The sequence below is a fragment of the Lysinibacillus sp. FW301-JW8 genome (assembly GCF_058788755.1).
The window spans coordinates 95,115-108,684 of record NZ_JBYTBB010000002.1 but is presented as its reverse complement, the minus strand read 5'-3'; the positions used below and the strand labels follow the sequence as shown (position 1 = coordinate 108,684).

13 protein-coding genes are annotated in these 13,570 nt (G+C 37.8%); all 13 read right to left on the bottom strand.

Annotated features, from left to right (window positions below; genetic code table 11):
• Positions 1-42: 42 nt before the first annotated feature.
• The 13 genes from AC3WOM_RS01480 to yfmF all read right to left on the bottom strand — a co-directional run bounded on the left by AC3WOM_RS01480 (position 43) and on the right by yfmF (position 13,417).
• Complete coding sequence (locus AC3WOM_RS01480; RefSeq protein WP_008178903.1) at positions 43-309, bottom strand: stage V sporulation protein S; 267 nt, start codon at positions 307-309, stop codon at positions 43-45.
• A 225-nt stretch (positions 310-534) separates the two neighbouring features.
• Complete coding sequence (locus AC3WOM_RS01475; RefSeq protein ID WP_492444519.1) at positions 535-1,332, bottom strand: TIGR00282 family metallophosphoesterase; 798 nt, start codon at positions 1,330-1,332, stop codon at positions 535-537.
• A gap of 359 nt (positions 1,333-1,691) precedes the next feature.
• Entirely contained in the window at positions 1,692-1,940 is a 249-nt protein-coding gene (locus tag AC3WOM_RS01470; protein WP_427540275.1) for a hypothetical protein, read from the bottom strand.
• A 565-nt stretch (positions 1,941-2,505) separates the two neighbouring features.
• Entirely contained in the window at positions 2,506-4,065 is a 1,560-nt protein-coding gene (gene rny / locus AC3WOM_RS01465) for a ribonuclease Y (protein ID WP_283871226.1), read from the bottom strand.
• 676 nt (positions 4,066-4,741) lie between these two features.
• Positions 4,742-5,803 carry a recombinase RecA gene (recA, locus tag AC3WOM_RS01460; RefSeq protein WP_427540280.1) on the bottom strand — a complete coding sequence of 354 codons (1,062 nt, stop codon included), beginning with the start codon at positions 5,801-5,803 and terminating at the stop codon, positions 4,742-4,744.
• 157 nt (positions 5,804-5,960) lie between these two features.
• On the bottom strand, positions 5,961-7,220 hold the full coding sequence (locus AC3WOM_RS01455; protein WP_492444516.1) for a competence/damage-inducible protein A: 1,260 nt from the start codon (positions 7,218-7,220) through the stop codon (positions 5,961-5,963).
• A gap of 17 nt (positions 7,221-7,237) precedes the next feature.
• A complete protein-coding gene (gene pgsA, locus AC3WOM_RS01450) occupies positions 7,238-7,816 on the bottom strand; it encodes a CDP-diacylglycerol--glycerol-3-phosphate 3-phosphatidyltransferase (RefSeq protein WP_492444514.1) in 579 nt (192 codons plus the stop codon).
• A 47-nt stretch (positions 7,817-7,863) separates the two neighbouring features.
• Positions 7,864-8,781: a helix-turn-helix domain-containing protein gene (locus AC3WOM_RS01445; RefSeq protein ID WP_492444513.1), complete on the bottom strand. Its 918-nt coding sequence runs from the start codon at positions 8,779-8,781 to the stop codon at positions 7,864-7,866.
• A 25-nt stretch (positions 8,782-8,806) separates the two neighbouring features.
• Complete coding sequence (locus AC3WOM_RS01440; protein ID WP_283871221.1) at positions 8,807-9,595, bottom strand: DUF3388 domain-containing protein; 789 nt, start codon at positions 9,593-9,595, stop codon at positions 8,807-8,809.
• Positions 9,596-9,820: 225 nt separating this feature from the next.
• The gene (locus tag AC3WOM_RS01435; RefSeq protein WP_054770649.1) at positions 9,821-10,078 is read right to left on the bottom strand and encodes a DUF3243 domain-containing protein; all 258 of its coding nucleotides are present in this window, start codon (positions 10,076-10,078) and stop codon (positions 9,821-9,823) included.
• A 44-nt stretch (positions 10,079-10,122) separates the two neighbouring features.
• Positions 10,123-10,851: an elongation factor P 5-aminopentanone reductase gene (gene ymfI, locus AC3WOM_RS01430; RefSeq protein ID WP_492444511.1), complete on the bottom strand. Its 729-nt coding sequence runs from the start codon at positions 10,849-10,851 to the stop codon at positions 10,123-10,125.
• Positions 10,851-12,149 carry an EF-P 5-aminopentanol modification-associated protein YfmH gene (yfmH, locus tag AC3WOM_RS01425; RefSeq protein ID WP_427540296.1) on the bottom strand — a complete coding sequence of 433 codons (1,299 nt, stop codon included), beginning with the start codon at positions 12,147-12,149 and terminating at the stop codon, positions 10,851-10,853. The genes ymfI and yfmH overlap by 1 nt, the downstream gene beginning before the upstream one ends.
• Positions 12,146-13,417: an EF-P 5-aminopentanol modification-associated protein YfmF gene (gene yfmF, locus AC3WOM_RS01420; protein ID WP_492444509.1), complete on the bottom strand. Its 1,272-nt coding sequence runs from the start codon at positions 13,415-13,417 to the stop codon at positions 12,146-12,148. Before yfmF ends, yfmH begins: the two co-directional genes overlap by 4 nt.
• Positions 13,418-13,570: the final 153 nt, after the last annotated feature.

Here is a 13,570-nt window from a genome sequence, read left to right as displayed (position 1 = left end):
CAGCACTTTAAAATGTGCAAGGCATTTTACTTCATTCCATTTTTATCGATTACGTTTTTCTACTAGAAGTTTCAAGGCTGTACGTTCCTCACCAGCAATTAAAATATCGGCAAACGCCGGTGCGCAAATTAAATCTGTGCCACTTGGCGCTACAAATCCGCGTGCAATGGCCACTGCTTTCACGGCTTGGTTAAGTGCACCTGCCCCAACTGCTTGCATTTCTGCCTGCCCTTTTTCTCTGATTACCGCGACTAATGCACCTGCAACTGAATTTGGATTAGAGCGTGATGATACTTTTAATGAATCCACAATTATTCCTCCCCGTTTCGCGAATAGTGTTTACGCTCAACAACTTGTGTCCCCCTTTTTGGATCTCAAGTTATTGTCCGTAGGTCATTTTATGCTCGGTAAGAAGAAAATAGACTATTTTCATTTCTGATATATTGCAAACAATCAAAAAAGAATGACTTTTCATTGTCAATTTGAATAGAAAAAACTATCGTGCATTTAGAGCATACACAATAGTTTCTTCCCTCATCCTTGAAACGGATAATCTTCATTTATATAGATTCGCTCACAATGTAGTGCTTTTCCTGTTTGATTATCTATGTCTACAAAAAAACCACTTAGCACGTCACGACCTTTTTTTGGCACCTCAAAACGTGATGGCATATTTGTTTGAAATTTATAAATAACACTTTCCTTCGTCATTCCTAGAATTTCATCGTAAGGACCTGTCATACCAACGTCTGTAATATAGGCTGTTCCATTCGGATAAATACGTGCATCAGCTGTCTGTACATGGGTATGTGTGCCTACGACTGCCGACGCCTTGCCATCTAAATGCCAACCAAGCGCAATTTTTTCACTTGTTGCCTCCGCATGAAAATCCACAAATACAAGCGGTGACGTTTTATGTGCTTCCTCGATTAATTTCTCTGCCATCGCAAATGGGTCCTCATGAGGGGGTAAAAACACACGACCATGCAGATTAATAACAGATAAAGTCACACCGTTCTTTGAAATCTGTACCATCCCTTTACCAGGAGCCTCAGTTGAGAAATTTGCAGGACGAATCAAATAATCCGCATCATCAATAAAATCAAAGATATCTTTATTATCCCATGTATGATTTCCCATCGTAATGACATCTACACCCATTTGTAATAAGTCATTATAAATATTATGAGTAATTCCACGGCCTGCCGCCGCATTTTCACCATTTGCAATCACAACGTCTAGATTCCACTTTTTCTTTAAACGCGGTAAATATTTTTCTACTGCGTCTCTGCCAATTGAACCAACAATATCTCCTATAAACAATACTTTCATTTTTACATACGCCTCTTTCTATCAATTACGCCGCCATTTTATTGGAACAAGTTGTTGCTCTGCAAAGCCCTTTTTAATGGCTAGCTATATAACATCATTAATTGTAACCTCAGTAAGAGCATTAAGCAAAAAAATATGAAATATAATGATTACAACGTTAGTCCTTAAATCGGAATGGCAATCAGAGGGTGCGGGTGTAAAGTGAAAATAAAGTTACTTAATTTTGATTTAAAAATATAAGGGCCCCGCTACAAATTATATTGTAGTAAGGCTCTTTAAAGTTGTTTAATTCTTGCTCAACTAAAGCATTCCGTTAGTCCAATAAGTTTATTCTCCCTTATTTAAGGGCAGAATTTATCTTAGCGTTTGAAATCCACTTCAATTTCTCCACGTTCTGAATAAAAAATGACTCCATCCTCTGTCCATTTCGCATTATCTACTCCTAATGCCTTTAAACCATCAGGTGTTTCCTCACCGTCATAACGAATAAAAAATAATACTGGTTTATTATTTAATTTTTTTAAAATTCCCTGGAAAATCGTTGGTCGATAAAAGTAATAAAAGTGAGTTGTCTCTCCTAATGTAACGTTTCTATGTTCGATTATCAATGCATCTTCACCTATTGGAGAATCAATGCGGTTAACATCAAATTCTGCGAACAAATAAGCTAACTAAATTCCCAATATAAATAGAATGCTAATAATTGATACTAAAATGACTATATAGGTTCTTACTTTAAGAGAATTCGCAAACAGATAAAAAGAAGTCAGTGTAAGTATGGCAGGAAATAAAAAACCGTATCCAATGCCTACTAGAATATAAAAATAATAATTATTACTCTTTAATAAAAATATAAGCAAATCAAGGGCTATAAGAATTTCACAGCTAGTCTTTTTATGTTTTCTTTTATCCTATCCAATCTTCCCCTCCTTATAGAAGGGTCTAGAATTAAACTTCTTTATTATCTCTTAACAGCAGTTTTCCAAATTAACCCAAATTTTACTTTCCATGAGCTTCATCTCCATAAGACTACAATTTAAGTGATTCAAAATAATCCTAAGAAACTAATGGTAACGCACTTATCTAGACAATTTGTCATAGATTGCGCATGCATTGGCAGTAAAAAAGAGGTCTCCCTAGATTTTCATCTTGAGAAACCTCTAACATTCAATATTATTTCGCGTACTCCACAGCACGTGTTTCACGAATGACAGTAACTTTGATATGACCTGGATAATCGAGCTCTTCTTCAATTCGCTTACGGATATCTCGTGCTAAGCGATGTGAAGCCAAGTCATCAATTTTTTCAGGTTGGACAATAATTCGAATTTCACGACCAGCTTGAATAGCATAGGATTTTTCTACACCTTCATAGCTTTCAGAAATTTCTTCTAATTTTTCGAGTCTGCGGATATAGTTTTCGAGTGTTTCACTACGAGCACCTGGACGAGCAGCCGATAATGCATCAGCTGCAGCCACTAAAACCGCGATGACAGATGTTGCTTCTGTATCACCATGGTGAGAAGCAATACTATTAATGACTACTGGATGTTCCTTATATTTTGTTGCTAATTCCACACCGATTTCGACGTGGCTACCTTCAACTTCATGGTCAATTGCTTTACCAATATCATGTAATAAGCCTGCGCGACGAGCTAATGCTACATCTTCACCAAGTTCAGCAGCGAGTAAGCCTGCCAAATATGCGACTTCAATTGAATGTTTTAGGACGTTTTGTCCATAGCTTGTACGATATTTCATACGGCCTAAAATTTTCATTAAATCAGGATGTAAGTTATGAATGCCAATTTCAAATGTTGTTTGCTCACCTGTTTCACGGATTTGTTCATCCACTTCACGACGAGCTTTTTCCACCATTTCCTCGATTCGAGCTGGGTGAATACGGCCATCCTGTACAAGCTTTTCAAGTGCAAGTCGAGCCGTTTCACGACGAATTGGATCAAAGCCAGATAAAATAACAGCTTCTGGTGTATCATCAATAATTAAATCTATACCTGTTAGCGTTTCCAATGTGCGGATATTTCGTCCTTCACGACCAATAATTCGACCCTTCATTTCATCATTTGGCAAGTTCACGACAGATACCGTTGTTTCTGCAACGTGGTCTGCAGCAAAACGTTGTAATGCTAATGATAAAATTTCACGTGCTTTTTTATCTGATTCTTCTTTCGCACGTGTTTCTGATTCCTTCGTCATCACAGCAATATCAGTTGCTAGCTCTTTTTCTACTTCCCCTAAGATAATAGTCTTTGCTTCATCTCTAGTTAAAGCAGAAATTCTTTCTAGCTCTGCTTTTTGCGAGGCAACGAGCTCGTCCACTTTGCTTTCCATCTGTTCAATATGCTGTTGTCTTTCGGCAAGAGCTTGTTCTTTACGCTCTAAGCCTGCTTCTCTCTTATTTAGAGCATCATCTTTGCGATCAAGATTCTCTTCTCTTTGCAATAAACGGTTCTCTTGTTTTTGAAGTTCTAAACGACGTTCACGAATGTCATTCTCAGCTTCAGTACGAAATTTGTGAGTTTCATCTTTGGCTTCAAGTAGTGCTTCTTTTTTCAATGCCTCCGCTTCTCGTTTTCCTTCTTCAACGATTGTTTCAGCAACATGTTTAGCACCAGTGATTTTTGAGTCATTCACTTTTTTCATGTAGATATAGCTAACAGCGGCACCAACGATGATTCCAAGCAAAGCGGAGATGATAGTAATTCCATCCATATGAACACCTCCTCTTGCTATTTGGGTAATACAGTTTCAGTCGGCGCATACATCAATTTCGCCTTGGCGTAATTACGTCCGGATTTTGAATCGGCCTATGCCTGCCAGGATGCGAAGGTTTTAGGCAAACATCCTTCTATTCATTGCTTTCAAAATCTGTAACATTCACCGGAGGCTTTGGGCCAACATGATGTTGGTCACTCAGTCGTTGCCACAGGACGTGGCGTTCTTAGACTGAGTTCCTATATTTCAGTAGATGTTTAAACACTCACTGAAAAGGAACCACATCCCATTCATCTCATCACCTTCAGAGGTGGGAGTTTTATACTGAATGAAGATAAAATGTACTGCCTATTTAAAGTCATAATTCAGAAATTATACATATTTAATTGTATAGCTAGCCTTAAGCTCTGTCAAGGATAGTCGGGCACCTGTTCGCCCCTCTCCAGAAAAAAGTAATTGATAACCAATAGGTGAATAAACTTCCTAATACTTTTACACTAGATTTACATTTACCTATTTTACATAATAAGGAATAAACAGTGCTAAGGATACATTTTTAGACCCTCACTCAATGCATGATGTTATCTTTATGAGTATACCCACCTTTATATGGAATATAGACAAAAAAATACATTGTTCCCTCTCAAATTAGAGCAGGAACAATGCATTTAAATTATTTATCTTCAAGAAGAAGCATTAATTCTTCATCCACTTCTTCCTCATCATGAGCAGCGATTGTGTAGGAAGTAGCAGCGATACCATAAGAGGAACGGATCTTATTAGCGATTTCCTCCATAACGGCAGGATTTTCTTTTAAATATTGTTTTGCGTTTTCGCGTCCTTGTCCTAAACGTTCATCACCATAAGCATACCAAGAGCCACTTTTTTGAACGATATCAAGTTCAACACCTAAATCAACTGTTTCACCTTCTTTTGAAATCCCTTCTCCATACATAATATCTACCTCTGCTGTACGGAAAGGTGGTGCAACTTTGTTTTTCACAATCTTCACTTTTGTGCGATTCCCCATAATATCATTGCCTTGTTTAATGGCTTCTGCGCGGCGAACCTCTAAACGAACAGAGCTATAGAATTTAAGAGCACGTCCGCCTGGTGTTGTTTCCGGATTTCCAAACATTACACCAATTTTTTCACGTATTTGGTTAATGAAAATGGCAATCGTTTTCGATTTATTAATAGCACCTGAAAGCTTACGTAATGCCTGAGACATTAAACGTGCCTGTAAACCGACATGGGAATCACCCATATCTCCCTCAATTTCAGCTTTTGGCACTAATGCTGCTACCGAGTCAATAACGATAATATCAATCGCACCACTACGAACTAATGCTTCAGCAATTTCAAGTGCTTGTTCACCTGTGTCTGGCTGAGATAATAGTAGTTCATCAATATTAACACCTAACTTTTGTGCATAGATTGGATCTAATGCATGCTCAGCATCAATAAATGCTGCTTGTCCTCCAGCTGCTTGCACCTCTGCAATCGCATGGAGAGCAACCGTTGTTTTACCTGATGATTCAGGACCATAAACTTCAATAATTCGCCCACGTGGATAACCACCAACACCTAATGCAGCATCAAGTGCTAGTGAACCGCTTGATGATGTAGCAATTTCTAAATCTGTTTTTTCGCCAAGTTTCATAATAGAACCTTTACCAAAGTTCTTTTCAATTTGTTTTAACGCCTGTTCTAAGGCTGCTTTACGATCACTCATTCATTTTCCTCCTTCGAAAACTGTTCACTGTTTTTCTCTATCTCTACTATACTTGTTTTTGAGAGAACACGCAAGAAAAAAGCGAACGTTTATTCGTTTTTTCTTCAAAATAAAAATTTGGGTAAATTTCCTCTACCCAAATTCCTATTTTTTCTATTTAATAGCGCTTGGTGTATCCTCTTTCTTCCAAAAGTTGCATTAGATAATGACAGGTAAACTTTACAGCACGAAGTCGATTTGTATTACGCATACCTGATAAATGAAGTAAATACGTGATTGGTTCCTCATCGTCAATGGCGATACCAATCCAAACTGTTCCTACTGGTTGGTGATCATGTGCTGTTGGTCCTGCTGCCCCTGTTAAACCAATACCAATATTCGTACCGAATTTTTGCTTTACAGCGCTAGCCATAGCCGCGGCACATTCACTGCTGACAATGCCATGTGTATCTAGTAATTGTTTAGAAATGTCGAGCTGTCTTATTTTTGCCTCTTCTGTATACGTTACAACGCCTCCAACGAGTGCATTCCCTACTCCCGGAATTTCTGCCAGCTCTGATTGAAATAACCCCGCAGTTAAACTTTCTGCAGCAGAAATAGTTAACTGATTATCAAGTAACATTTCTACTGTCTTAGAGGCAAGAGAATCATCATCTACACCATATTGATGGTCACCGACAAGCGCTTGAATTTCAGCTACCTTTGTTGCAATTAGCTGCTGTGCCTCCTGCACGGTTTCCGCTTTAGCAGTTACACGCAAGGTTACTTCGCCATCTGAAGCAAGAGGTGCAACAGTAGGGTTTGTTTGTGTATCTAAAATATCTTGAACACGAACCTCCAGCTCTGCCTCACCGATACCATAAAAGCGCATAATGTGAGAGACAATAACACCTCCAGCGTTTAACAACGCACCGAGCTTTGGTTTTGCCTCAAATTGGAACATTGGCTCAAGCTCTTTTGGCGGTCCAGGCAGCAAAATATATGTGCGTCCACCTTTTGTTAATATCATGCCGGGTGCCATTCCATGATGGTTTGCCAGAACTTCACTACCAGCTAATACTAATGCCTGCTTACGATTATTTTCAGTCATTGGACGACCTCGTTTAGCAAAAAATTGCTCAATATAAGTCAGGGCGACATCATCATGTTCAAGTGAAACATCAAGATGTCGTGCGATTGTTTCCTTTGTTAAATCATCTTTTGTAGGTCCAAGCCCACCAGAAAAGATGATTAAATCTGCCCGAGATTCTGCAACCGTTATAGCCTCATCTAAACGTTGGGCATTATCTCCAACAACTGTATGATAAAACACATTAATCCCCAACTCAGACAATTGGTTAGAAATAAATTTCGCATTTGTGTTCGTAATTTGACCAAGCAATAATTCTGAGCCAACTGCTAGAATTTCAGCATTCATGATCCACAAGACCTTTCTTATTTAGACTCAAGTAAAACACGTCGATTTAGATAGAAATAATCCCATCCAGACCATAATGTGAAGAACAATGCAATATATAACATTATTATATCGAATGGAATACCAATAAGCGTAAAGATTGTATTGTGTAAAAGCGCTGCCGCGATGGCAACAATTTGTGCCCATGTTTTAATCTTGCCAAGCTGATTTGCCGCTACGACTTCTCCTCCACCAGCCAATATTAAACGTAAACCTGTTACAGCAAATTCACGGCTAATGATGACAATAATGATCCAAGCAGGCGCCATACCAAGCTCCACCATTAAAATAAAAGCCGCTGAAACAAGTAATTTATCAGCCAGCGGGTCTAAAAATTTCCCAAATGTCGTCACAAGATTATACTTACGTGCATAATAACCATCCACCCAATCAGTTGTTGAAGCAAAGATAAAGATAAGGGCACCTACAAAGTGATGAACAGGCATATTTGCACCGAATAGTGACATTGTTCCCCAGCCAAAATCAAACATCATTACAATAACAAAAAACGGAATAAGTAAGATTCGAGAGATGGTAATTTTATTTGGAATGTTCATTTTTCTAACACCTTTCATGATGAAAGAAAGTAGTCATCATTAGATGACTACTGTTCTTTATTGAAATTGATGACGATGTTTTGCGTTACAATCTGTTGCGCATACGTTAACAGCTCGTCATTAATATATATCTTAGCTTGTTGTGAATTACCTAAGCGAATACGAGCATAATTTTCAGATGTTGCATCAAATTCCACTACTTCTCCTGCATTATAGACGCGCGTATTTGCTAATAATTCTTGCTGCTGTTGATTACGAATACCGACGAATGTAGGACCTGAGACTTCAATACGTATTTTAAGTGTGTCTGTACCTGTTAACGTATAAGAAGTTGTAGCTCCATCCGCTTCTACAGTACCCGCTGAAATTGATTGTTTAACATCTTCAGCTTGGTTTTCATCAGGTGTTTCCTCTTTTGTTGAATCCTTAGAATCTGCTGAATCTTTCTTGTCATTTTCAGCTTTTTTCTCAGCATCTGCTTTTTCTTTTTCACTATCGATTGGTTTTACTTTTGAATCATATTCTATTTCTGAAGGTTTATTGTCCTCATCACTTGTTCCTGCACTATTTTTAGATTGCACTAAAACCCAGATTACTACAATGATGACAATGATAAATAAACCAACAATTATTTTCGGCATTGCCTCCATCATTTTATTGGAAGGGCCCTTTGTAACTTTTCTTCTGCTTGGGCTATTCGTTATGGACTGGCTGACCTGATCGTTCGGTGTACTTGGCAGCTCGCTTTTATAGGTTTCTAAAAGCTCTTCTGCGTTTAACCCAACAGCATCTGCATATTGTTTAATAAAGGCTCGTACATAAAACGAACCAGGCATAATCGAATAATTGCCCTCTTCAATTCCTACTAAATAACGCTTTTGAATTTTCGTTATTTCTTGTAAATCGTCTAAGCTATAGCCTTTAGACAGTCTCGCTTCTTTAAGACGAGTCCCTAATTCTGCCACTCATAACACCTACTTTAATATCAAATTAAAAATTAAATCCTCCAAATGAATCGGATTCGGACATCATATGATTTTTTTCCATTATTTCATAAGTGATTTCTTCATCTGGGTGATGACGTAGTTCAATGATATAATCAAAATCCTCTATCTTATATTCTGAGTGCTGAACAAACATATCTGGATGCTCTACCACCTTAATGGAAGGCATATTCATCATTTCACGCACTAGTTGTAAATGTCGTTCATCAGAAGAGCGACGTGTCACAATGCCATCTAATATAAAAATATTATTGTCACTGAATTCATCACCAGCGAGTTTATTCCGGACAGTTTGCTTAATCATTGTAGACGACAAAAAAATCCACTTTTTATTAGCACATACACTTGCCGCAACAATCGATTCAGTTTTTCCAACACGAGGCATACCACGTATTCCTATGAGCTTATGCCCCTCTTTTTTAAAAAGCTCAGCCATAAAGTCAACTAAGATACCAAGTTCGTCTCGTACAAAACGGAAAGTATTTTTTTCATCTGCATCTCGAGGAATATAATGACCGTGCCTAATAGCTAAACGATCACGGAGTTTAGGTTGTCGAAATTTGGTTACGTTAATATGTTCCATTGTCGAAACAATTGTACGAAAACGCTCAATTGCCTCATCATTGTCTGTATGCACTAACATACCACGTCGATCCTCATCGACACCATTAATTGAAATAATATTGACACGAAGCATCCCTAAAAGTGAAGCAATATCTCCTAATAATCCAGGGCGATTCACCTGAATTTCATATTCAAAGTACCAATCGCTCAAACACACTCGTTCCCTTCCTATTAGTTAACGTAAAAAATCCTTTATAAGTTCCATCATAGCTGATTTTTTATGTAATGGAAAGTTAGAATACATGGAAATACCTCGTTATTTTTAAAAACTTACTATTTTTTTTATAAGCTCACTAAATAGGCTTACATACGTTCCCTTTTCGATAGAAAGAATGTTTTTGGTATAGAAAAAAGAGGAGAAAGCTCTCCTCTTTTTTTACTGCACATGCTTATTTTGAACAAGCTTAATGACACAATTCGCCAGTGCTTCTTTTTCATCTTCAGAGGCAACGCCCCATAAATCCGACAGCACTCGCTCTTGTTCGTTTTTAGGGTCGACATTTGTCGCCAAATATTCGCCAATTTGTACAGCTGCTTGCTGAATCATTTTCTTTGGCATACCAGTTGATTCTGCCTGCATAACATTTTGTCCTAAAAACGATGTCCATTTTTGCCAGTTTTCTAAAATGGTCATATGTTCCTCCTCCTTTACACATGTAGTATGTGCAAAAAAGAATATTATATGTACCAACCACCATTTAAACGAATTATTTGTCCAGTAACATAATCTGCTTTTCCTGAAAGATAGAAGCGCACCATCTCAGCCACATCTGTAGTTTCTCCTATAATACCTAACGGAATGTCTTCTAGAATGTAATTAAGCTCCTCTTTACTTAAATGACTATTCATCGAAGTATTAATAAATCCTGGAGCAATTGCATTCACACGAATTCGTGACAATGCGGCTTCCTTGGCATAGGACTTTACAAAAGCATGCTGAGCGCCCTTTACCGTAGCATACAGTGCTTCACCAGCAGAGCCTGCTTCTCCCCAAATAGAACCGATAAAAAGCACATAGCTGACGTCATGGGCTCGGAGCTTAGATGAAAGCAATGCTGTCAAACGCATAGGATTTTGCACATGGACACGCCATAAAGCATCCATATCATCAACTGTCGTATCTTCAAGGAGAGAATAATGCGCCTGACCGCTTGAAAAAACAATTGCCTGCACAGTAAAAACTTGTGAAGCAACTGACTCAGCGCCCGTTTCCTTTGAAAAATCTCCTTGCACAAGTATAAACTCCTGTGCAGGAAAATTTTCTGAGAGGGAAAGTAATAAATCCTGGGCAGCCTTCTCGTTATTCGAATAATGGACATAGATAGACCAACCGTCTGCGGCTAGACTGTGGCAAATAGCACGGCCAATCTCCCCTGATGCCCCTAGTACAAGGGCAAATTTCTTCACTACTTGCCCTTCTCTGTCGGTAAAATTTTAAAAACAGTTTGTTGAGATTCACCTTGAATCGAAGTAAATGCTTTTTTCAAATCCTCTATCGTCAGTTCCTCTAATACAGGCACGACATCGAATAAATTCATATCATTAAATGAATAGCGTGTGAATTGGTTAGCGATAAATTCAATAGAATTCAATGCACGTAAGAAGAATCCAATTTTCTTACGTTTTACTCGTTCTAAATCCGCAGGCTCAAATTGTATCTTTTCATCATACTTTGCTAGTTCTTCTTTAATAGCTTTCTCTAATGCAGCCGGTTCCGTTGAATCAGAGCCGATCATAGCAAAGCCAAAGCCTTTTTCTAACGTAAAATCAAAGGCATAGGTTTCATCAATCAAACCTCCATCATAAACACGCTCATAAAAGCTTGAGGTACGGCCAAAAATAAGCTCTAGCGCAATTTGAACAGAAAGCTCATGCTTTAACATGTCACGCCCAGAAAGATTTGTATCTTTTGCTTTTAAACCAATATACATCTTCGGCTTTTGTACATCCATATTCAATGTACGCTCTTTAATTGCCACTTCAACCGGCTCCTGATCAAAGAAGCGTTGAATAGGTGCTGGCTCAGGAAAATCCTTGTTATTTTGATTTTCGCGAATAAATGCCATCATTTCATTCGGATCAACAGCCCCAATAACAAATAGAAGCATATTAGCTGGATGATAGAAAGTATTGTAGCACGTATATAAATGATCAGCGGTAATGCCGTCAATCGACGCTATAGTACCAGCAATATCAATTTTTACTGGGTGTGTATGATACATATTTTCAATCGTACCAAAGTATAGACGCCAATCTGGCTGATCATCATACATGGTAATTTCTTGTCCAATAATGCCCTTTTCTTTATTGACCGTTGCTTCAGTAAAATAAGGCTCTTGCACAAAATTTAGTAATGTTTCTGTGCTTTTATAAATATTGTCTGTAGATGAAAATAAATAAGCAGTACGTGTAAATGACGTAAAGGCATTGGCAGAAGCACCAAATTCGCTAAACTTTTGGAAGACATCTCCATCTTCCTTTTCAAACATTTTATGCTCTAAAAAGTGGGCAATGCCATCAGGTACTGTAATGCTTTCTGTTTCACCAATTGGCACAAATGTACGATCAACAGAGCCGTACTTAGTTGTGAAAGTGACAAATGTTTTAGAAAATCCTTTTTTCGGCAAAATATAAACATCTAAGCCGTTTTCAAGTTTCTCATAGTAAAGTGTTTCATCTAATTGCTTGAATTCAATTGTTTTCATTGTGCGGCTTGCTCCTTCCCACATAAGAAATAGACCGCTTCTAGCTGCACTTGCTTTGCCATATTAACAACATCTTCCTTCGTCACAGCTTTCCACTTATTAGCCCAGGTTTCAACAGAGAATTCCTCGGGTAAATCTTTATATTGATCAAAAATTTCTATTTGTCCTCGGGCAGAATCCAATGATTCTTTTAATTGATTAGTCAGCATAGCTTTTGTTTGCTCTAATTCCAAATCTGTAATTTCGCCTGCTTGCATAACAGCAAGTTGTTCTTTAATGAGTGATAGCGCTTTTTCTTCATTCTTTGGTTCAATTCCAGACACAACAAACACTAAGCCATAATGTGATGCATATGAACTAGATGCGTAATAAGCGAGACTTTCCTTTTCACGGACATTCATGAATAATTTAGCATGTGGATAACCGCCAAAGACACCGTTAAAGATTTGCATTTTTGCAAAGTCTGCATCACCAAATCTTACAGGTGTACTAAAGCCAATATGCATTTTTCCTTGCTTCATTTCTTGTTGTTCACGAACATAATCATTTTGTGGATGTTGCTGTGGTTGCACAGCAGGAATTTCTTCTGGAGTACGATCGTTAAATGGTAGCGCTTTTTTCAGCTTCGCTACAATTTCGTCTTCATTAATATCCCCTGCGACATAGATGTCTACTTTATCATTCGCAAGCATGGATTGATATGCTTCAAGTAATGAAGCAGGTGTAATTTTTTGAATGTCCTCAACAGAGCCGTTAGCAGAAATAGAGGCTGGTTCATTTGGACGTAAAATTTGCTGAAGGCGAACCTGAGCAAAGCGAGATTTGTCGTCGAAGATGGATTCAATTCGCTGAATGACCATTTTCTTCTCACGTTCTACAATGGATTCTTTAAATACTTCGTTTTCTAAATTAGGTTCAAATATTGCAGTGTGTATAATACCAAGCACTTCATTTAAAACACTTGTATTAGCTAAATAGTGATCATTTACAGTCTCTATATTCATTAGTACTGTATGTTCGTTACCACGTTTAGAAGTGTCGAAATACAACACTGTGCCATATAAATCATCCAAAAAGCTTCGGAATGCAGCAGTCGTTGTATATTTGGCGTTACTATGTTGCAAAACATTTGTTAACACAGTACGTTCAGATGCATTTTGAGCCGTTAATGCTCTTCTCCATTTAATTGAAAAATTTACGGTTTTAAATTGGGTTGTTTGTCGGATATGCAAGTTGACACCTTTTGCAAAAGGTATTGTTTTAAACATATGGAACCCTCCTATCCTTCTTAATATAACAATGTACTACACATACTATACATGGCTATTATCTATAATTGCAAAAAGAATCCAAAGTATGCATATAAAAAGTGTAAAATTACATTAGCATGATAAAGCAACATCTCTATTTTCCTAAACATT